Raw genomic sequence first — 18,988 nt, 5'->3', positions numbered from 1 at the left:
AAAATCCCTAAAAGGCTGCGAATCAGAAATGGGTGAGCGTCAGGCCGATCTTGTAGGTCGGGCCGTATTCCTCGTACTGGGCGTTGTAACGTCGGTGGCCGCTGTACACGTAATAAGGCTCGTCAAAGATGTTCTGGGCCTCGAAGGTCAGCTGCAGCTCAGGGGTGAGGAAGTAACCGGCCTTGAAGTCGACATGCACCTGGTCGTCGGCGTACTGGTCGTGGGCCTTGTCGTCGAGGGCTGCAACCTCCAGCAGGTAGCCGGACTTGTAGTTGGCCGCCAAGCGCAGGTTGAGGCGGTCGTTTTCCCAGCCGAGCATGACGTTGCCCACGGTGTCGGACTGGTTCGGCAGGTCGATGCCACGCTTGCCGCCCGCGCCTTCGAGGGTTGCGTGGGATTTGCTCAGGGTCAGGTTGGCGCCGACCAGCAGGCCGTTCCACGGTGCCGGCAGCCAATCGAACTTCTGCGAGTAGGCCAGTTCCAGGCCGTACAGCCTGGCACCACCGCCGTTCTCGAAGGTCAGCGCCTCGTCGAAGTCAACCCAGTCGCCGGTGCCGGCCAGGTCGGTGCTGTAGATGAAATGGTCGATGTCCTTGTAGAACAGGAACGCCGAGGCGGTGCCGGCACGCCCCATGTAGTGCTCGATGCCGAAGTCCAGGTTCATCGACTCCAGCGGTTTGAGCGTGGGGTTGCCGAACGAGGCGTCGCTGTCGTCGATGACGAAGCCTGGGGCCAGCTGGCCAAAGGTCGGGCGCACCACGGTGTTGGTCCAGGCGGCGCGCAGCGCGGTGGCCGGCGTCAGCTGATAGCGCGCATGCAAACCCGGCAACCAGTGGTCGTAACGGTTGCTGCTGTCGATGCTTTCGTACACGCCATCGCGCAGGCCGGTGCCTTTGGCGTTGAACTTGGTGCCCTCGTAGCGCAAGCCGGCGATCAGGCGCAGGTCGCCGATATCGACGGTGTTCATCAGGTAGGCGGCGTTGATGTCTTCGCGCATGTCGAAGTCGTTGATGCGCGACGCTTCCTCGTCGTAATACGCCGCCCGGTCGAGGCTGCCGATCAGGCCTTTGATGGCGCTGGCACTGATGCCATTGCCGTAGTTGCCCAGGGCGTAGTCGACATTGCCGCCCTGGTAATTGGCCAGGCTGACATCGTCGAAGTCGTCATACACCCAGGTTTCGGTGTCGCTGGTCTTGTCGCGGCGGCTGAGCTTGCCACCGAACTTGACCTGGGCGGCATCGGCGAAATCGTAGTCGCGGGCCAGGTCCAGGCGGATGTTCTTTTCCTGGTCCTTGCCGCTGACCTTTTCCCATTCCACTTCATCGAGGGTGAAGCGGGCCGGGTCGTAGAACGCGCTGCCCACGCTCAGGCGCGGCTTGCGCGTGCCGTCGAAACCCACCTCGTCAAAATCGCCAACGAACTTGGCGCCGGCAATGCCGCCGGGGTCTTTCTCGGTGGCCTGGCTGTAGCCGGCTTGGGCACTGACGGTCCAACGGTCGATCAGGCGCTCGCCGCCCAGCACATAAGATTGGATTTCCTGGGTGTCTTCACGCGACTTCAGGTCACGCCAGCCTTCGGCTTCGCCACGCTGGCCGCTGCCTTGCGGGTCGGCGAACTCCAGCCCTTGGGCATTGCGCGTTTCGGTGTCCTTGAACTTGCTGTAGAGGGTGCGCAGGTAATAGCTGGAAAAATCGTCGGGCTGGTAGTCGAAGTTCAGGCCCAGGCCGGTGCGCTCGCGGGTGATTTGGTAGTCGCGGGCTTCGACTTCCTCAAGCCGGGCGCCATCGTCGAAGTCCCATTTGCCACCCGTTTCGACGTTGTCGGAGCCGAACTTGCGCTTCTGCCAGCTGAACGCCGCGGCCACGCCGAAGTTGTTCACGCCATCACCCAGGCTGAAGCGGTCGCTCACCGCGCCGGAGAATTTCGGGCTGTTGCGGCTGACGTTGGTGTCGTGGCTGGCTTCGCCGCTGAGGGTATAGAACAGCCCGTCATGGTCGAAGGCCGACAGGCTTTCCACTTCGATGGTGCCACCGAGCGAGTTGGCGTCCATGTCGGGGGTCAGGGTCTTGACCACCGACAGCGACTGCACCAGCTCAGCCGGCAGCACGTCCAGTGCCACGGCGCGGCGGTCGCCTTCAGGCGCCGGGACCAGGGTGCCGTTGATGGTCACGCTGTTGAGGTCCGGGGCAATGCCGCGCACGCTGACGAAACGGCCTTCGCCCTGGTCGCGCTCCACCGACAGGCCGGGAATGCGCTGCAAGGCTTCAGCCGCGTTGTCGTCGGGCAGTTGGCCGACGCCATCGGCATGCACCACGCTCTTGATGCTGTCGGCGGTTTTCTGCTCGCGCAGCGCCTTGTCGATGCTGGCGGCCTGGCCAATCACCTCGACCCGCTCGACCACCTCGTCCTCGGCCCAGGCCGGTGTGGCGGTGATGGCGACGGTCAGCAGGCTGACCCTGAATCCGGCATTGCGGATGTGACGAAACGGCATTGCCACCTTGGAACCCTCGCTTGCAGTGGCCCGGTGAGCCCGGGAATGGCAGCGAAAGCTAGGAAGAGTGTGTGGCACTTACGTGACAGGGGGGCGGGCACGCTGGCTGAAATGGCCGGATTCATGGGGTTTTCGTGGGGAATTGAGCTGAAATGACCTGGGCGCAAGGTGAGTCGTGGCATTTTGGGCGCTTGGAAATCGAGCGCCGCGCCGGCGGCGGGTGCTCGCCCAGGCGCAGAAAAACGCCAAGGCATGCACCAATCACCTGAGCCCAATCGACCCCCCTGCCGGTAACCGAACCGTCATCCGCCTTTGTTTCCTTTGCGCCCCATCACGCCGTTCGGGCTCACCGAGGAAAACCCATGCACCGCCCCCTGCTACTCGCCACCCTGCTCTGCGCCACCCTCGCCCACGCCAATGCCGATAGCGCCGTGCCGCGCTCGCCCGGCCAGCCCTACGCCGCCGGCACATTGGCCGACCGAATCGTGCTCACCCCAGGCCAGGACGCCGCCACGCAAATGGCGATCAGCTATCGCACCGACCTGGCCCAGGCCGATGCCGTGCTCGAACTCGGCCCCGCCCTGGCCGGCCCTTCGCTGGCGGCCAAGGCCAGCGCACTGGGCGGCACCACCCAGCGCCTGGACAGCGACAACGGCCCGGCCAACTACCACCAGGTACGGCTGGAGCACCTGCAACCGGGCACGGCCTACGTGTACCGGGTCAAAGGCAGCGCCGGCTGGAGCGAATGGCACCAGTTCCGCACGGCCCAGGCCGCTTTCGCACCGTTCTCGTTCATCTACCTGGGCGATACCCAGAACGACATCCTCGCCATCGCCTCGCGCACCATCCGCCAGGCCCTGCGTAGCGTGGCGCAACCGGCCCTGGTGGTGCATGCCGGCGACCTGGTGGCTTCGCGCGACGACCTTGCCCACGACGATGAATGGGGCGAATGGAACCAGGCCGGTGGCTGGGCATACGCGGCGATCCCGCAACTGACCGCGTTCGGCAACCACGAGTACCTGGAAACCCTGAACCCTGACGGCAGCGAAAGCCGCAGCCTCAGCCCCCATGTACCCGCGCAGTTCGCCCTGCCGCGCAACGGCGCGCCTGGCGTGGCCGCCACCAGCTACTTCAGCGATTACCAGAACGTGCGCTTCGTGGTCCTGGACGGCACCTCGGCGCTGGACCTGGGCACCCTGCAGGCGCAGACCGCGTGGCTGGAAAACGTGCTCAAAGCCAGCAAGGCACGCTGGAACATCGTGGTCATGCACCAGCCGGTCTACACCTGCGCCCGCCCCGAAGACACCGAGCCGCTCAAGGCCGCCTGGCAACCCCTGCTGGAACGCTACAAGGTCGACCTGGTGCTGCAAGGCCACGACCACTGCTACAGCCGCCTGACCCACGCCCAAGGGCGTCAGGCCACCCGCGCCGCGCAGCAGGCGAAGCAGGCCATTGGCCCGGTGTACATGGTGTCGGTGACCGGGTCGAAAATGTACGGGCTCAACGACCGCGCCCGCAACCAGCCGGACCGCACGGCGGAAGACACGCAGCTCTACCAGGCCGTTTCCGTCGAGCGCGAGCGCTTGCAGGTTCGTACCTATTCGGCCGATGGCCGGCTGTATGACGCCTTCGATATCAACCGCGACGCCAAGGGCCGCAAGTTCCTGCACGAACCCAAGCTGGCACTGGCCAGCGAACGCTACTGCCAGGCCGATATGGGGCCAGACGGCCTGCCGTGCACGGCGCGGGGCAAGTGAGCGTCATCGGATTGAGATAAAGCCCTTGCATGCTGCATCGCACGTAGGCCCGCCGCCATCCTTTGTAGGAGCGGCGGTGCGGCGATCCGACTTGCCCCGCGAACACCGGCGCAGCCGGTGCCATGCACCGCGGTGCTTGCTTCGCGGGTCAAGCCCGCTCCTACAGGATTCTCCGTTAAATCAGCTATTTGCGATTTGTTCCCTGAGCGCGGGTTTACCTGCGAAAGGGCCGGTACTGGCGACAACAAGACCACAGGACACCCCATGCCTCTCAGATCCCTCTTCAAGCAACACGGCCTGACCCTGGCCGGCCTGCTCCTGGCCGCCAACGCCGGCCTGCTCATCTACCTGGCCGCAGGCACGATCAAGGCCTGGGCCGAGATCAACTGGATGGACGTTGCCGGTGAAGGCGGCACCTGCCTGATCCTCTGTGGCTGGCTGGTGATGCTGCTGCACGGGCGCCCCGCCGGCCGGGTCACCCGCCTGCTGTCCCTGGGCTTGTGCTTCACCGCCTTCTCGATGTGGATGGACACCCTCGACGAGTTCATCCGCCTGCCCCCCGAAGCGGTCTGGGACAACTGGCTGGAAACCGCGCCGATGCCATTGGGCATGCTGTTGCTGACCCTGGGCATGTACCACCTGCAACAGGAGCAGCACGCCATCACCGCGCAGATGCGCAAGCGCGAGCAGTTGTTCCGCGAGCACCGCCTGTTCGACCACCTCACCCCGCTGTCCGGCGCCCAGTATCTGCGCCAGCACCTGCAACAGGCGCTGGCCAAGGCCGCCAGCGAGCAACAGGCGCTGTCGTTGATCGCCATCGACCTGGATGACTTCAGCCAGGTCAACCAGCGTTACGGCCAGGATGAAGGCGACCTGGTGCTGCAGGTGGTCGCCCAGTTGCTGCTGCTCAACCTGCGCCAGCAAGACATGCTCTGCCGCCTGGCCGGCGACCGCTTCGTCGCGGTGCTGCCGAACACCGGTGAGCGTCAGGCCCAAGCCATGGCGCAAGCCCTGGGCCAGAGCATCGCCCACCTAGCCCATCACACCAGCCGCCATGGCGAACGCTTGCACCTGGCGGCAACGGTGGCCAGCGTGATGGCGCTGGACGAAGACCCGCCGCACTTGCTCAAGCGCCTCAACCAGGCCCTGGCTCAGGCCAAGCCCCGCCAGGCGCGCCGGGCATGAACGGCTACGACGGCGACAGCCGCTTCATCACCGCCCACCACCTGCCCGCCGCGCTGATCGACCTGGCCCGCTCGCGGCAGATCGACACCCACCATTTGCTGCGCGGTTGCGGGCTGTTCTACGACGACATCATCACCGGCCAGGCCCGGCTCAGCCCCCAGCAGTTCCTGCGCCTGATCGCCAATGCCCAACGCCTGCTCGGCGCCGACGACAGCAGCTTTCTCTACGGCCAGCGCCTGTGGCCCGGGCACTACGGCGCTGCCAGCCTGTTGCTGGAGCAGGCCGACCACCTGTTGCAGGCGCTGGAGCGCATCGCCCAGTACCGCGCACTGTTGTCGCCCCTGCTCAGCCCGGTACTGCGCCTGGATGAACACCACCTGCACCTGTATTGGCGCGAAAGCTGCGCAATTGGCGAGCAGAGCCGCTTCCTGCTGGAGGCCAGCATGACCGCGGTGGTGGCCCTGGCTCGCCGTCAGCAACAGGAAAAGTTGCCCTGGCGCTTCCAGTTCAGCCACGCCGAGCCGGCCTATGTCGAACAATACTGGGTACACCTGGGCGATGCCGTGGCCTTCGGCTGCCCGTCCACGGTCATGAGCCTGCCCCGCGAATACCTGCTACGCGCCTGGCCTGGCGCTGGCTCCACCGCCCAGCAGGTGGCCCGCCAGCACTGCGACGCGCAGCTGGCGGCCTGGGGTTGGCAGGTGAGTTTTCTCGACCTGGTGTACGAGTACCTGCACGGGCTGATTCGCCAGCCGTTGAACCTGGAGCGTGTGGCCGCCGCCTTCGGCACCAGCCCTGCCTCGTTCAAGCGCCGCCTGGCCCGCCATGGCTCGAATTTCCAGGAGCAGCTGGACCGGGTGCGCCGCGACCAGGCGCTGTACCTCTACCAAGTCAAGGGCTACAGCAACGATGAAGTGGCGCAGTACCTGGGCTTCAGCGACAGCACCAACTTCCGCCGCTCGTTCAAGCGCTGGACCGGGCGGGTGCCCAGCGAGCTGGCGTTGCTGGCGGACTGGCAAGGCGCCGGCTGAACTACACTTGCCAGGCTTCGCCAACCCACTGGAGGTGCCTCATGAGCAATGCCACTCCCTTCACCGGCTGGGCCGCCACCGCCGCCGGCGCGCCGCTGGAGCGCTACAGCTACGACCCTGGCAGCCTGGCGGCCGACGATGTAGAAGTTGCCGTGGAATACTGCGGCGTGTGCCATTCCGACCAGTCGATGATCGACAACGAATGGGGCGTCAGCCGCTACCCGTTCATTCCCGGCCATGAAGTGGTTGGCCGCATCGAAGCCGTGGGCAGCGCCGTGCGGGGGCTGCAGGCGGGCCAACGGGTCGGTGTTGGCTGGTACAAAGGCAGTTGCATGCACTGTGCGCCCTGCATGGAAGGCGCGCACAACCTGTGTGGTTCGGTGCAACCGACCATCATTGGCAGCAACGGCGGTTTCGCCGACCGCATCCGGGCGCATTGGGCATGGGCGGTCCCGCTGCCAGAAGGGCTCGACCCGGCGCTGGCCGGGCCATTGTTCTGCGCAGGCTCCACGGTGTTCAACCCGCTGCTGGCGTTCGATGTGAAGCCCACCGATCGCGTCGGCGTGGTCGGCATCGGTGGCCTTGGCCACTTGGCCCTGCGTTTTCTCAATGCCTGGGGTTGCGAGGTCACGGCCTTCACCTCATCGCTGGCCAAGCAGGAGGAAGCCAAGCGCCTGGGCGCGCACAAGGTGGTGGCGTCTACCGACAGCGCGGCGCTGCAGGCAATCGCCGGAACGCTGGACTTCCTGCTGGTGACGGCCAACGCCAACCTCGACTGGACGGCCATGATCGGCACCTTGCGCGACCGTGGCCGGGTCAATTTCGTTGGCGTGGTGCCGGGAGCGATCCCGGTGCATGTGTTCAACCTGATACCGCAGCAGAAAAGCCTCTCTGCCTCCCCGGTCGGCTCGCCGGCAGGGACGGCGAAAATGCTCGAATTCTGTGCTCGGCACCAGATTTTGCCGCAGGTTGAGATGTTCCCGATGAGCCGGGTGAACGAGGCGATCGAGCACCTGCGCAGCGGCAAGGCGCGGTATCGGATCGTGTTGGATGCGGGGGCTTGAGATTGTGGGGTATGGCGAACGATTGCAGCGCCTGTGGCATGGCGAACGATTGCCAGCGCCTGTGAGATCGAGCGCCGCCCGCGCGGCGCTTCGCGAGCTGCGCTCGCTCCTACGTTTGTTTCGGGCCAGTGAATCCTGGGGCATTTGCGCGCGAACGCTTTGGCGCATGGCACAACACCGCGTCGTACAAACAAGGCGGACGCGCGCATTTCACAGGCATAACTGGCCCGAAACAAACGTAGGAGCGAGCGCAGCTCGCGAAGCGCCGCGCGGGCGGCGCTCGATCTCACAGGCGCCCCAGTTCCCAAGCCAATCCCCCTGACGTACAGTCTCCCCCATGGACAAATACGCCCCCCGCCAGTGGCTCCCCCACGAAAAACCCAGCCTCCCCGGCTCGCCCTCCACGCCCCTGCACACCCCAGCCAAGCGCCTGGCCTACGGCGTGGTCGGCCTGCTGGTGGCGATCACCGGCGGCCTGGGCAACGCACTGGTCACCGCCAACCTGGTATTCCTGCAAGGCGCCCTGGGTGCCACCAGCGCCGAAATGGCCTGGCTACCCGCCGCCTATGTCATGACCAACGTCTCGATCAACCTGCTGCTGGTGAAATTCCGCCAGCAGTTCGGCCTGCGCGCCTTCACCGAGGTATTCCTGGTGCTGTACGCCTTGGTCACCTTCGCCCACCTGCTGGTCAACGACCTCAACTCGGCCATCGCCGTGCGCGCCGCCCACGGCATGGTCGGTGCCGCGCTCAGCTCGCTGGGCCTGTACTACATGATCCAGGCCTTTCCCGAACGCTGGCGGCTCAAGGCCATGGTGCTGGGCCTTGGCGCCTCGCAACTGGCCCTGCCCCTGGCGCGGATCTTCTCCGAAGACCTGCTGCAGATCGCCGAGTGGCGCGGCCTGTACCTGTTCGAACTGGGCCTGGCACTGGCAGCGCTGGGCTGCGTGCTGATGCTCAAGCTGCCCCCCGGCGACCGCTTCAAAACCTTCGAGCCACTGGACTTTCTCACCTTCACCCTGATGGCCAGCGGCACCGCCCTGCTCTGCGCGGTGCTGTCGCTCGGGCGCATCGACTGGTGGCTGGACGCCCCGTGGATCGGCGTCGCCCTGGCAGCGTCCATCGCCCTGGTGCTCTCAGGCCTGGCCATTGAACACAACCGCCAGAACCCGCTGCTGATGACGCGCTGGCTGGGCAGTGGGGCCATCATCCGCCTGGGCCTGTGCGTGGTCCTGATCCGCATGGTTACCTCCGAGCAGTCCACCGGCGCCGTCGGCTTCCTGCAGGCCCTGAACATGGGCAGCGAGCAAATGCGTGCGCTGTACTGGGTGATGCTGCTGGGCGCCGTGGCGGGCCTGGCCACCAGCGCCCTGACCATTGCCCCGACCCACCTGATCATCCCGCTGTTCATCTCGCTGGCCGCCATGGCCACCGGCGCCTTCATGGACAGCAGCTCAAGCAACCTCACGCGCCCGGCACAGATGTACCTCAGCCAGTTCCTGCTGGCCTTCGGCAGCACCTTTTTCCTCGGCCCGTCGATGGCCCTGGGCATCAGCCACGTGCGCGCCAACCCGCGCAACCTGGTGAGCTTTTCGGTGCTGTTCGGCATCTGCAACAACCTGGGCGGCCTGATCGGTGCAGCCTTGCTCGGCACCTTCCAGACCTGGCGCGAGAAATTCCATTCCAGCCACCTGATGGACCGCCTCAGCTACCTGGAACCGCTGGTCAACGCCCGCGTGCAAAGCAGCGGCGCCAGTTACACCGGAGTCATCGCCGACCCGGCGCTGCGCAGCGAGGCCGGCCTGCGCGCACTGGCCAGCGCGGCCACCCGCGAGGCCAACGTGATGGCCTATAACGATGTATTCATGCTGATCGGCAGCATCGCCGTGCTGACCATGATCTGGATTACTATTCGCGGTTCCTGGCTGCGCTACAAGGCCCGCCAGGCCGCTTCACAAGACGCCACCAGCGGTACTGCCAAGCGATGACCGAAGAAACCCGCAGCACCACCACCACGGCCCTTGCCGAAACCCCGGAAGGTGTCGCTCCGCCCAGCGAACCCAGCAGCCCGGTACGCACCCGCCGGGTCCGCATCCTCTCCACCGTCAGCTTCGCCTGCGTGGCCCTGGCCGGTATCCTGCTGGTGCTCTACGCCTGGCGCCTGCCGCCATTCAGCAGCGCCATCGAGAGCACCGAGAACGCCCTGGTACGCGGCCAGGTGACGATCATCGGGCCGCAGCTGAGCGGCTACATCGTCGACGTGCCGGTGCACGACTTCCAGTTCGTCAAGGCCGGCGACCTGCTGGTGCAACTGGACGACCGTATCTACAAGCAGCGCCTGGCTCAGGCCATCGCCCAGTTGCAACAGCAACAGGCATCGCTGGCCAACAACCTGCAGCAACGCAACAGTGCCGAGGCCACCATCGCCCAGCGCCAGGCGGCCATTGGCGACGCCCAGGCCCAGGCCACCAAGGCCAAGGCCGACCTCAGCCGCAGCCAGGCGTTGGTCAGCGACGGCTCGGTGTCGCGCAGCACCCTGGACCTGTCCCGCGCCAGCGAGGCCGCAGCCGTGGCCAGCCTGGCCCAGGCCAAGGCTGCGCTGGAAATCGCCCGCCAGGACCGCGAAACGGTCATCGTCAACCGCGCGGCCCTGGAAGCGGCCGTGGAAAACGCCAAGGCCGCCGTGGAGCTGGCCCGCATCGACCTGGACAACACCCGCGTCACCGCCCCCCGCGACGGCCAGCTGGGGCAGATCGGCACACGCCTGGGCGCCTACGTGAACTCCGGCGCCCAGCTCATGGCGCTGGTGCCCGACACCTTGTGGGTGATCGCCAACATGAAGGAAACCCAAATGGCCGACGTGCGCATCGGCCAGGCGGCCACCTTTACCGTCGATGCCCTGAACCACCTGAAACTGCGCGGCCATGTGCAGCAGATTTCCCCAGCCACCGGCTCGGAGTTCGCCCTGCTGCAGGCCGACAACGCCACCGGCAACTTCGTCAAGATCGCCCAGCGCATCCCGGTGCGCATCACCGTGGATGCCGACCAGCCCGAAGCCCGGCACCTGCGCCCGGGCATGTCGGTGGTGGTGAGCATCGATACCCGCCCGGTGGAATGAACGGACCATGCAACTGAACAACCTGATCCGCCGCCTGGACCTGGTCACCCTGCAACTGTTCGTAGCCGTGCATGAAGAAGGTAGCCTGACCCGCGCCGCAGCGCGGGAGTCGATTGCCCTGTCGGCGGCCAGCAAGCGCCTCAACGAGCTGGAAAGTGCCCTCGGCTCGCCGCTGTTCCTGCGCCAGGCGCGCGGCATGCAACTGACCCCAGCCGGCGAAACCCTGCTGCACCATGCCCGGCGCATGCTGTTCAACCTGGAGAAAATCGGCCTGGAGCTGGGCGAGCACCTGCAAGGCGTGCGCGGTTATGTGCGCATGCTCGCCAACTTGTCGGCGATCATCCAGTTCCTGCCTGAGGACCTGGCCGAATTCAGCGGCCACCATGTGCAGATCAAGGTCGACCTGGAAGAGCGCCCGAGCAACGGCGTGGTACAGGGCCTGCTCGACGGCGTGGCCGACCTGGGTATCTGCTCGGGCGACTGCGACACCCGCGAACTGCACGCAGTGCGCTACACGCGGGACCAATTGGTGCTGGTGGTGCGTGAAGGGCATGCGCTGGCCGACCAGCCCCGGGTAGCCTTTGCCGACACCCTGGAGAATGATTTCGTCGGCTTGCATTCCGCCAGCTCGATCAACATGCGCACCGTCGAGGCCGCACGCCGGGCGGGCAAGGTACTGCGCCTGCGCATCCATGTGCCGAGTTTCGATGCAGTGTGCCGCATGGTGCAGGCGGACATGGGTGTGGGTGTCCTGCCGCGCAAGGCCTTTGAGCTGTTTGGCGGGGCTTTGGGGTTGCGCGCGGTGGCGCTGAGCGACGACTGGGCCGAGCGGGAGCTGCTGCTGGTGGTGCGCGAGCTGGAAGCGTTGTCGCCGGTGAGCCGGATGTTGTTCGAACATTTGCGTGGGGACCAGGATTAGTGTCTTCCTGTACCGGCCTCTTCGCGGGGCAAGCCCGCTCCTACAAGCGAAGAGGCCACCACAGGTAAGCCTCGACCCTTCGCAAATCGCGAACGGTAGTTGCCCACACAGGGTTGGTGCCCCGCCCCCCGCCCGCCTTACCCTCCACCTCAAAGTCCAAGAACAATGAGGTACGCAACATGCCTGCTCCCCTCGAAGGCATTCGGGTGCTGGAAATCGGTACGCTGATTGCCGCCCCGTTTGCCGCCCGCCTGCTCGGTGAATTCGGCGCTGACGTGATCAAGATCGAAGCCCTGGGCCAGGGCGACCCTCTTCGCAAGTGGCGAAAGCTGCACCACGGCACCTCCCTCTGGTGGTACCTGCAATCACGCAACAAGAAGTCCCTGGCCCTGGACCTCAAGGCCGCCGAAGGCTTGAACATCGTCAAGCAACTGCTCCAGGACACCGACGTCCTGATCGAAAACCTACGCCCCGGCGCCTTGGAAAAGCTCGGCCTGGGCTGGGACGTGTTGCATGCACTGAACCCACGCCTGACCCTGGTGCGCATTTCCGGGTATGGCCAGAGCGGCCCCTACCGCGACCGCCCAGGCTTCGGCGCCATTGGCGAGGCCATGGGCGGCATCCGCTACACCACCGGCGAACCCGGCGCTGCACCCGCCCGCGCCGGGGTCAGCCTGGGCGACTCGCTGGCCTCGCTGCATGCGGTGATGGGGGCGTTGCTGTCGCTGTTCAATGTGCGCGCCAACGGCGGCGTCGGCCAGGTGGTCGATGTGTCGCTGGTGGAAAGCGTGTTCAACCTGATGGAAAGCCTGATCCCCGAATACGACCTGCTCGGCCATGTGCGTGAGCGCAGCGGCGGCGCCCTGCCCGGCATCGCCCCGTCGAACACGTATCGCACCGCAGACGGCGCCTTCGTGGTGATTGCCGGCAACAGCGACCCGATTTTCCGCCGCCTGATGCAAACCATCGGTCGCCCCGATTTGGCCGATGCCCCCGAGTTCGCCCACAACGACGGCCGCGCCGCCCAGGCCAGGCTGCTCGACGACGCCATCGAACATTGGACCCGCCAGCATTCGATCGACGCCGTGCTGGTCGCGCTGGAGCAGGCCGAAGTGCCCGCCGGGCGCATCTACTCGGTGGCCGACATCGTCAACGACCCGCACTATCAAGCCCGCGACATGCTGCTCGACAGCCAGTTGCCCGATGGCACCCACGTGCGCATGCCCGGCATCGTGCCCAAGCTCTCGGCCACCCCAGGCCGGGTCGACTGGCAAGGCCCGGCGCTGGGCGAGCACACCGACGCGGTGCTGGGCCAGCTGGGCCTGGGTGCCGACGCCATCGCCCGCCTGCGCGAACAGGGGGTGGTGCAATGATTGCGCTCAACCCTGACCATCTGGTGATCCAGGAAGTTGCCCCGCGTGACGGCCTGCAGATCGAACCGACCTGGGTGCCCACCGACGCGAAGATCGCCTTGATCAACAGCCTTTCCCAGCTGGGCTTCAACCGCATCGAGGCCGGCTCGTTCGTTTCGCCCAAGGCCATCCCGATGCTGCGCGACGGCGATGAGGTGTTCCGCGGCATCCACCGCCAGGCGGGGGTCATCTATGTCGCGCTGATCCCCAACCTCAAAGGCGCCGAGCGCGCCCTGGCGGCGGGCGCCGACGAATTGAACCTGGTGCTCTCGGCCAGCCAGTCGCACAACCTGGCCAACATGCGCATGCGCCGCGAACAATCCCTGGCCGGTTTCGCTGAGATCGTCCAGGCCGTGCAGGGGCGCCCGGTCAGCCTCAATGCCACGGTGGCAACCGCATTCGGCTGCCCGTTCGAAGGCCAGATCGACGAGGACCTGGTGCTGCGCCTGCTCGATGCCTACCTGGAACTGGGCGTACAGGGCGTGACCCTGGCCGACACCACCGGCATGGCCAACCCGCGCCAGGTGGAACGCCTGGTGCGGCGCAGCCTGCAACGGCTGCCGGCAAACATGCTCACCCTGCATTTCCACAACACCCGTGGCCTTGGCCTGTGCAACGTGCTGGCCGCCTATGAAGCCGGGGCGCGCCGGTTCGATGCCGCACTGGGCGGGCTCGGCGGCTGCCCGTTCGCCCCGGGTGCTTCGGGCAACATCTGCAGCGAGGACCTGGCCAACCTGTGCGCGGAAACCGGCATCCCCACCGGCATCGACCTGGACGGCCTGCTGCAACTGGCCCGAAGCCTGCCTGCCCTGCTCGGCCACGACGTTCCCGGGCAACTGGCCAAGGCCGGGCGCAACGGCGACCTGCACCCACTGCCTGCCGGCTTGCCGGCCTGAATCACCGTATTACCCAGGGGCCTGGCCCCACCAGACAACAAGAACAACAGGGCCGCGCAACGCCGCGGCCCGACTGGAGAACACACAATGAGTCTTTCCGCCCTGCACACGGCTGCCAATGGCACCGCCGACAGCGAAAAAGCCTTGGTACGCAAGGTTGCCTGGCGGCTGATGCCGCTGATCATGGTCTGCTACCTGTTCGCCTTTTTCGACCGCATCAATATCAGCTTCGCCAAATTCCAGCTGCAGACCGACCTTGGCTTCAGCGACACCGCCTACGGCCTGGGCGCGAGCCTGTTCGTGGTGGGCTACGTGCTGTTCGAGGTGCCGAGCAACCTGATGCTGTACAAAGTCGGGGCTCGCCGCTGGATCGCCCGCATCATGATCTCCTGGGGCCTGGCCACGGCGGCGATGGTGTTCGTGAACAACGAATGGCAGTTCTATGCCCTGCGCTTCATCATCGGCGCCATGGAGGCCGGTTTCGCCCCCGGTGTGCTGTATTACCTGACGCTGTGGTTCCCACGCCATTACCGCGGCCGCATCACCTCGCTGCTGTTCCTTGCCTCGGCGTTTGCCGGGCTGTTCGGCGCCCCCTTCTCGGGGCTGATCCTCGGCCACCTGGATGGCGCCTTGGACATGCGCGGCTGGCATTGGCTGTTCCTGCTCGGCGGCCTGCCCTGCATCGCCCTCGGCTTGCTGGTGCTGACCCTGCTCAAGGACCGCATTGAGGATGCCGGCTGGCTGAGCGCGGGTGAGAAAACGCTGCTGCTCTCGCGTATCGACCCGCCGCAGGCCGCCCACGGCCAGGGCTCGCTGCTGCAGGCAGTGCGCATTCCGGGCTTCCTGACCCTGGGCCTGATCTACTTCCTGATCCAGATCGCCTCCTATGGCTTGAACTTCTGGGCACCACAACTGATCCGCAGTGCCGGCACCGAGAACCCTTCGATGATTGGCCTGCTCACCGCCATACCCTACGTGTGCGGGGCGATTTCCATGGTGGTGTGTGGCCGGCTGTCGGATGCCAGCGGCGAGCGACGCTGGTTCACTGCTGGGCTGATTGGCGTGGGCGCACTGGGTTTCCTCTGCGCCGGTCTGTTCGATGACAATACGCCGCTGTTGCTGGTGTCGCTGGGGCTGCTGGGCGCAGGGGTGGTGGCGTCGATCCCGAGCTTCTGGGCATTGCCGCCGAAACTGCTGGCCGGGGCCGGCGCAGGTGCGGCAGGCGGAATCGCCCTGATCAACACCCTGGGCCAGTTGGGCGGAATCGTCAGCCCGGTGTTGGTGGGCCGCATTCGCGACCTGACAGGCACCACCACGCCGGCCTTGTACCTGATTGCCGGCACCTGCGTGGTGACCGCGCTGCTGGTGCTGTTTGCCTTGCCGGAAAAGCTGCGTAACCGCGACCTGTGACCGGTCAGGCCTCTTCGCGGGTAAACCCGCGAAGAGGCCGTTGCAGGCCCCAATGATGTCTGATCCAGACACAAACCTGTCGCGCCCCGCCCTGCGTCGTCCGGTCGCAGGCCTTAGCCTCTTGGGCAAATCCACCACAGGCCGTAGAATCGCCCATCCTTTTCGCCCGTCGCCTTGAACGGTGGCAACCGGCAGCAACGACAGAGTCCAGGCCTGAACACATGAAGCCCATGTGAAATAGGCTCAACCGACCCCGCCCGGCCCAGCTCCCACAGGGTCCAGCGGTTGAGTCTTGCCCAGGTCGCATCCAGCCCAGGCACATCCGTGCACCCCAGGCCCTTCGTGGGTCTGTTTGGCGTGCACGTTCGAAGAGGCGTTCTCTAACCGCCACTCCAACTTGAGGTATGTATGTCTCCGCGTTTGCTGGCCATGGCGCTGGCGCCCCTGCTTGGGCTGTTCATCATTGCCCTGGGCAACGGCTTCATGAACTCCCTTACCACCCTGCGCCTGGACGCTGCCGGTGAATCGGCCACGACCATCGGTATCGTCTCGTCGACTTACTTCATCGGCCTGACCTTGGGTGCGATCTTCAACGACCGGCTGATCCTGCGCATCGGCCATATCCGCGCCTACACCAGCTTCGCCTCGCTGATCGCCGCCACCATCCTGCTGCAAGGGCTGTTCTACGACACCACCTGGTGGTCGGTGCTGCGCCTGATCAACGGCTGGGCAGCGGTGGGCGTGTTCCTGGTGATCGAAAGCTGGCTGCTGCTGGCCGGTGACGCGAAAATCCGCGGGCGCCTGCTGGCGCTGTACATGATCGCCTTCTATGGCGCAGGCGTGATTGCCCAGGCAGGCCTTGGCGAAATCACCCGCCTGGGTGACAGCGCCCCGTTCATGCTGGCGGGCATGCTGGCCGCGCTGTCGGTGCTGCCAATCGTGATCCTGCCACGGGTTTCGCCGCTGCTCGACCAAGTGGAACCGCTGAAACCGCGCCAGCTGCTGGGCGTTGCGCCGTCGGGGCTGGTGGGCTGCTTCGGCTCCGGCGTGGTGATTGCCGGCATCTATGCGCTGCTGCCGCTGTACCTGCAACGCATCGGCCTGGACGTGGGCGAAGTCGGCAACATGATGGCCTGGGTGATCCTCGGCGCCATGCTGCTGCAATACCCGGTGGGCCGCTGGTCCGACCGCAAAGACCGCCAGGATGTGCTGATTGCCCTGGCTGCACTGTGCATGGTGCTGTCGCTGGTCACCGTGTTCCTGCCGTCGAGTTCGGCGCTGCTGCCGGCCGTGATGTTCCTGCTGGGCGGCGGTGTGTTCGCGCTGTACCCGGTCGCGGTCAGCCACGCCGCCGACCGTGCGCCGTCGGATGCCCTGGTGCCGATGATCCAGGGCCTGCTGCTGATCAACTCGCTGGGCTCGGCCATGGCGCCGCTGGCCATTTCCCCGGCAATGACCGAGTTTGGCGAAGTGGGCCTGTTCTGGGCCTTCGCCGTGGTCAACCTGGGCATGGTCTGCTTCTTCCTCTGGCGCCGTGGCAAGCGCCCGGCAGCCGAGCACCCGGCGCCGTTCGCCGCCTCCACCACCTTCTCGCCCACCGGCGCAGAGCTGCGGGTAACCGAAGACCTGATGCACGCGGCGCAGGAGCACCCGCCCCTGGAACCGGTGGCGCCCACCGCGCCGGCAGACGCCAAGTAACACCCCAAGGGCCGCATTGCGGCCCTTGTCGTTTCTGACCGCTCGTCGCCCAAGCGGCACCCTGCCGGCGCCGCCCAGCCAAAGCAAGGACAGATCATCCTCCCAGGAGACGCGCCATGATCCGCATGCAACCGCTGTTGCTCGCCCTTGCCCTCGGCCTGGCCTCGGCCACCAGCCATGCCGCCACCGATGCCACCAACACCGACAGCAAGCCGCAAACCGACCAGCAAGGCGGCAAGACCGCAGGCCAAGGCAGCAGCGTCAACAGCCCCGGCAGCGGCCAGGACAACGACAGCAGCGACACCGGCAGCGACGCCGCCGACGGTGCCGCAGGCGGCTCCAACAGCACCGGTGAGGCAACCGGCTCAGGCGCCGGGCACAGCGGTGGCACCGCCGAAGACCAGGACAGCCACTGACGGCGGCTGGGCTACCCATGGAGTTGTTTGCATTGGGATTGATGGCGGCGCTACGGGCCCTTTCACGGGGCAAGCCCGCTCCTATGGAACAAATCGTAACCATCTGATTTAACTGGTATTTCTGTAGGAGCGGGCTTGTCCCGCGAAGCAGGCGACGCGGTGTATGGCACCGGCTGCGCCGGTGTTCGCGGGGCAAGCCCGCTCCTACAGGGGATTGCGGCGCGACTGCTGGCAATGTTCCTTGCGCGACAGCGAAGAGGCCGGCCCTGCTACACCCAATACTGGGAATCATCGACCACCTTGGCATGCCCCTCGAACAACGCCGGCAACTGCTCCTTGAGGTAGTCGATCCAGGTCCGTACCTTGGCATCCAGGTAATGCCGTGACGGGTAGATCGCGTACAACGCACTCTCGCGCAACCGATACGGCGCCAGCAGCCGCCGCAAGCGCCCTTGCTCGATCGCCTGGCTCGCGGTGTAGAACGGCAGCAAGCCGATGCCCATTCCCAGTTCACTGGCCACCAGCATGGCGTCCGCCACGTTGGTCATGAAACTGTCGCGCGGGGCGATCACGCAGTGGTCCAGCCCGTGGGGGAACACCCAGTCGCCCTCGTACATCGGGTAGGCCATGCGCAGGCAGCGATGCTCGTGCAAGTCCTCAGGCCGCTCGGGGGTGCCGTGCTGCTCCAGGTAACTGGGTGCGGCGCAAGGGATGCTGAAGATATTGCCCAGGGGCACGGCAATCAGTTGCGAATCCGGCAGCGCCTCGTCCACCGTGATCACCACATCGTGCCCCTCGGCCAGCGGGTCGGGGTTGCGCTGGGACAGTGTGAGTTCGATCACCACCTCCGGGCACACCGCGTTGTAGCCCGCCACCAACGGCATCAGCAGCATGCCCAACCCATGCGGGCAGTGCAGGCGCAGGTGGCCACGCGGGGTCAGGTGCGCGCCGCGTGCCTCGTCCATCGCCTCATCGGTCAGCAGCATGATCTGCCGCGCCCGCTCTAGAAACCGCTCGCCCGCCTCGCTCATGCGCAGGCGCCGGGTGGTGCGGTGCAACAGCCGCGTCTGCAGCTGGTTTTCAAGCTCGGCGACGATGCGCGACACCTGCGCGGCAGAGATATCCAGGGCATTGGCAGCGGCGGCGAAGCTGCCGCATTCCACCACCCGGGCAAAGGTACGCATGGCATGCAGCATGTCCATGGGGGCTGGTTCCTTATCCGTTCTTATTCGTACGTTCCAGGCAGGAATCTATCACGACTTAGCCCATTTATTGTGGATCACAAACGAATACATCATAGGTAAAACATCGAAAAGGAGCCTGCCATGAAACGTTCGATCGCCTTCCTCGCCCTGTCTGCCGCCCTTGCTTCGTTCGGTGCCTACGCCGACGCTGGCGCCCCGGCCGCTGCCAGCCAGCATGCCAACTACAGCTACGGCATGCCGCTGGACGTGGCCAAGGTCATCTCGATCACCCCGGCCAGCAACGCCGCCGACTGCCAGGTGGGCACCGCGCACATGGTGTATGTCGACCACCAAGGCCAGCGCCGCGAAATCAACTACCAGGAAATGGGTAACTGCTCGCAGCAATGA

The 18,988-nt window shown here is 65.9% G+C and carries 15 protein-coding genes; 13 read left to right on the top strand and 2 right to left on the bottom strand.

The genetic code is table 11. The features are described from left to right. Positions 1–22 precede the first annotated feature (22 nt). Positions 23–2,491, bottom strand: coding sequence for a TonB-dependent receptor (locus tag F3J44_RS17550; protein ID WP_167274443.1), 2,469 nt, complete (start codon positions 2,489–2,491; stop codon positions 23–25). A 362-nt stretch (positions 2,492–2,853) separates the two neighbouring features. Here F3J44_RS17550 and F3J44_RS17545 point away from each other — a divergent pair, with 362 nt between their 5' ends. The 12 genes from F3J44_RS17545 to F3J44_RS17490 all read left to right on the top strand — a co-directional run bounded on the left by F3J44_RS17545 (position 2,854) and on the right by F3J44_RS17490 (position 17,396). Further along, a complete protein-coding gene (locus tag F3J44_RS17545; protein ID WP_167274440.1) occupies positions 2,854–4,248 on the top strand; it encodes a metallophosphoesterase family protein in 1,395 nt (464 codons plus the stop codon). A 264-nt stretch (positions 4,249–4,512) separates the two neighbouring features. Continuing rightward, the gene (locus tag F3J44_RS17540) at positions 4,513–5,433 is read left to right on the top strand and encodes a GGDEF domain-containing protein (protein ID WP_167070512.1); all 921 of its coding nucleotides are present in this window, start codon (positions 4,513–4,515) and stop codon (positions 5,431–5,433) included. Beyond that, positions 5,430–6,464 carry an AraC family transcriptional regulator gene (locus tag F3J44_RS17535; RefSeq protein ID WP_167274437.1) on the top strand — a complete coding sequence of 345 codons (1,035 nt, stop codon included), beginning with the start codon at positions 5,430–5,432 and terminating at the stop codon, positions 6,462–6,464. The genes F3J44_RS17540 and F3J44_RS17535 overlap by 4 nt, the downstream gene beginning before the upstream one ends. A 41-nt stretch (positions 6,465–6,505) precedes the next feature. Continuing rightward, the gene (locus tag F3J44_RS17530) at positions 6,506–7,528 is read left to right on the top strand and encodes an NAD(P)-dependent alcohol dehydrogenase (protein WP_167274435.1); all 1,023 of its coding nucleotides are present in this window, start codon (positions 6,506–6,508) and stop codon (positions 7,526–7,528) included. A gap of 337 nt (positions 7,529–7,865) precedes the next feature. Continuing rightward, positions 7,866–9,515 (top strand): MFS transporter, encoded by a 1,650-nt coding sequence (locus tag F3J44_RS17525; protein WP_167274432.1) that lies wholly within the window; start codon positions 7,866–7,868, stop codon positions 9,513–9,515. Further along, positions 9,512–10,645, top strand: coding sequence for an HlyD family secretion protein (locus F3J44_RS17520; RefSeq protein ID WP_167274429.1), 1,134 nt, complete (start codon positions 9,512–9,514; stop codon positions 10,643–10,645). Before F3J44_RS17525 ends, F3J44_RS17520 begins: the two co-directional genes overlap by 4 nt. Positions 10,646–10,652: 7 nt before the next feature. Continuing rightward, the gene (locus tag F3J44_RS17515) at positions 10,653–11,564 is read left to right on the top strand and encodes a LysR family transcriptional regulator (RefSeq protein WP_167274427.1); all 912 of its coding nucleotides are present in this window, start codon (positions 10,653–10,655) and stop codon (positions 11,562–11,564) included. Positions 11,565–11,743: 179 nt separating this feature from the next. Continuing rightward, the gene (locus tag F3J44_RS17510; RefSeq protein ID WP_167274425.1) at positions 11,744–12,937 is read left to right on the top strand and encodes a CaiB/BaiF CoA-transferase family protein; all 1,194 of its coding nucleotides are present in this window, start codon (positions 11,744–11,746) and stop codon (positions 12,935–12,937) included. Next, positions 12,934–13,872 carry a hydroxymethylglutaryl-CoA lyase gene (locus F3J44_RS17505; protein WP_167274422.1) on the top strand — a complete coding sequence of 313 codons (939 nt, stop codon included), beginning with the start codon at positions 12,934–12,936 and terminating at the stop codon, positions 13,870–13,872. Before F3J44_RS17510 ends, F3J44_RS17505 begins: the two co-directional genes overlap by 4 nt. Positions 13,873–13,959: 87 nt before the next feature. Then, entirely contained in the window at positions 13,960–15,282 is a 1,323-nt protein-coding gene (locus F3J44_RS17500; protein WP_167274419.1) for an MFS transporter, read from the top strand. Between the two features lie 408 nt (positions 15,283–15,690). Next, the gene (locus tag F3J44_RS17495) at positions 15,691–16,980 is read left to right on the top strand and encodes an MFS transporter (RefSeq protein WP_167070491.1); all 1,290 of its coding nucleotides are present in this window, start codon (positions 15,691–15,693) and stop codon (positions 16,978–16,980) included. Between the two features lie 116 nt (positions 16,981–17,096). After that, a complete protein-coding gene (locus F3J44_RS17490) occupies positions 17,097–17,396 on the top strand; it encodes a hypothetical protein (RefSeq protein ID WP_167274417.1) in 300 nt (99 codons plus the stop codon). A 269-nt stretch (positions 17,397–17,665) separates the two neighbouring features. On the opposite strand, the gene F3J44_RS17485 is transcribed toward F3J44_RS17490, so the two are convergent. Next, a complete protein-coding gene (locus tag F3J44_RS17485) occupies positions 17,666–18,598 on the bottom strand; it encodes a LysR family transcriptional regulator (RefSeq protein ID WP_167274414.1) in 933 nt (310 codons plus the stop codon). Positions 18,599–18,721: 123 nt separating this feature from the next. Here F3J44_RS17485 and F3J44_RS17480 point away from each other — a divergent pair, with 123 nt between their 5' ends. Further along, complete coding sequence (locus F3J44_RS17480) at positions 18,722–18,988, top strand: DUF2790 domain-containing protein (RefSeq protein ID WP_167274412.1); 267 nt, start codon at positions 18,722–18,724, stop codon at positions 18,986–18,988.

Source organism: Pantoea sp. Tr-811 (assembly GCF_011752535.1).
In the GTDB taxonomy this organism is placed as follows: Bacteria; Pseudomonadota; Gammaproteobacteria; order Pseudomonadales; family Pseudomonadaceae; genus Aquipseudomonas.
This window is presented reverse-complemented; position numbering and strand designations above follow the sequence as displayed.

What these genes read in the sequence shown, in the direction of transcription:
- F3J44_RS17550 (WP_167274443.1), bottom strand. Translation starts at nt 2,491, where the DNA reads ATGCCGTTTCGTCACATCCGCAATGCCGGATTCAGGGTCAGCCTGCTG.
- F3J44_RS17545 (WP_167274440.1), top strand. Translation starts at nt 2,854, where the DNA reads ATGCACCGCCCCCTGCTACTCGCCACCCTGCTCTGCGCCACCCTCGCC.
- F3J44_RS17540 (WP_167070512.1), top strand. Translation starts at nt 4,513, where the DNA reads ATGCCTCTCAGATCCCTCTTCAAGCAACACGGCCTGACCCTGGCCGGC.
- F3J44_RS17535 (WP_167274437.1), top strand. Translation starts at nt 5,430, where the DNA reads ATGAACGGCTACGACGGCGACAGCCGCTTCATCACCGCCCACCACCTG.
- F3J44_RS17530 (WP_167274435.1), top strand. Translation starts at nt 6,506, where the DNA reads ATGAGCAATGCCACTCCCTTCACCGGCTGGGCCGCCACCGCCGCCGGC.
- F3J44_RS17525 (WP_167274432.1), top strand. Translation starts at nt 7,866, where the DNA reads ATGGACAAATACGCCCCCCGCCAGTGGCTCCCCCACGAAAAACCCAGC.
- F3J44_RS17520 (WP_167274429.1), top strand. Translation starts at nt 9,512, where the DNA reads ATGACCGAAGAAACCCGCAGCACCACCACCACGGCCCTTGCCGAAACC.
- F3J44_RS17515 (WP_167274427.1), top strand. Translation starts at nt 10,653, where the DNA reads ATGCAACTGAACAACCTGATCCGCCGCCTGGACCTGGTCACCCTGCAA.
- F3J44_RS17510 (WP_167274425.1), top strand. Translation starts at nt 11,744, where the DNA reads ATGCCTGCTCCCCTCGAAGGCATTCGGGTGCTGGAAATCGGTACGCTG.
- F3J44_RS17505 (WP_167274422.1), top strand. Translation starts at nt 12,934, where the DNA reads ATGATTGCGCTCAACCCTGACCATCTGGTGATCCAGGAAGTTGCCCCG.
- F3J44_RS17500 (WP_167274419.1), top strand. Translation starts at nt 13,960, where the DNA reads ATGAGTCTTTCCGCCCTGCACACGGCTGCCAATGGCACCGCCGACAGC.
- F3J44_RS17495 (WP_167070491.1), top strand. Translation starts at nt 15,691, where the DNA reads ATGTCTCCGCGTTTGCTGGCCATGGCGCTGGCGCCCCTGCTTGGGCTG.
- F3J44_RS17490 (WP_167274417.1), top strand. Translation starts at nt 17,097, where the DNA reads ATGATCCGCATGCAACCGCTGTTGCTCGCCCTTGCCCTCGGCCTGGCC.
- F3J44_RS17485 (WP_167274414.1), bottom strand. Translation starts at nt 18,598, where the DNA reads ATGGACATGCTGCATGCCATGCGTACCTTTGCCCGGGTGGTGGAATGC.
- F3J44_RS17480 (WP_167274412.1), top strand. Translation starts at nt 18,722, where the DNA reads ATGAAACGTTCGATCGCCTTCCTCGCCCTGTCTGCCGCCCTTGCTTCG.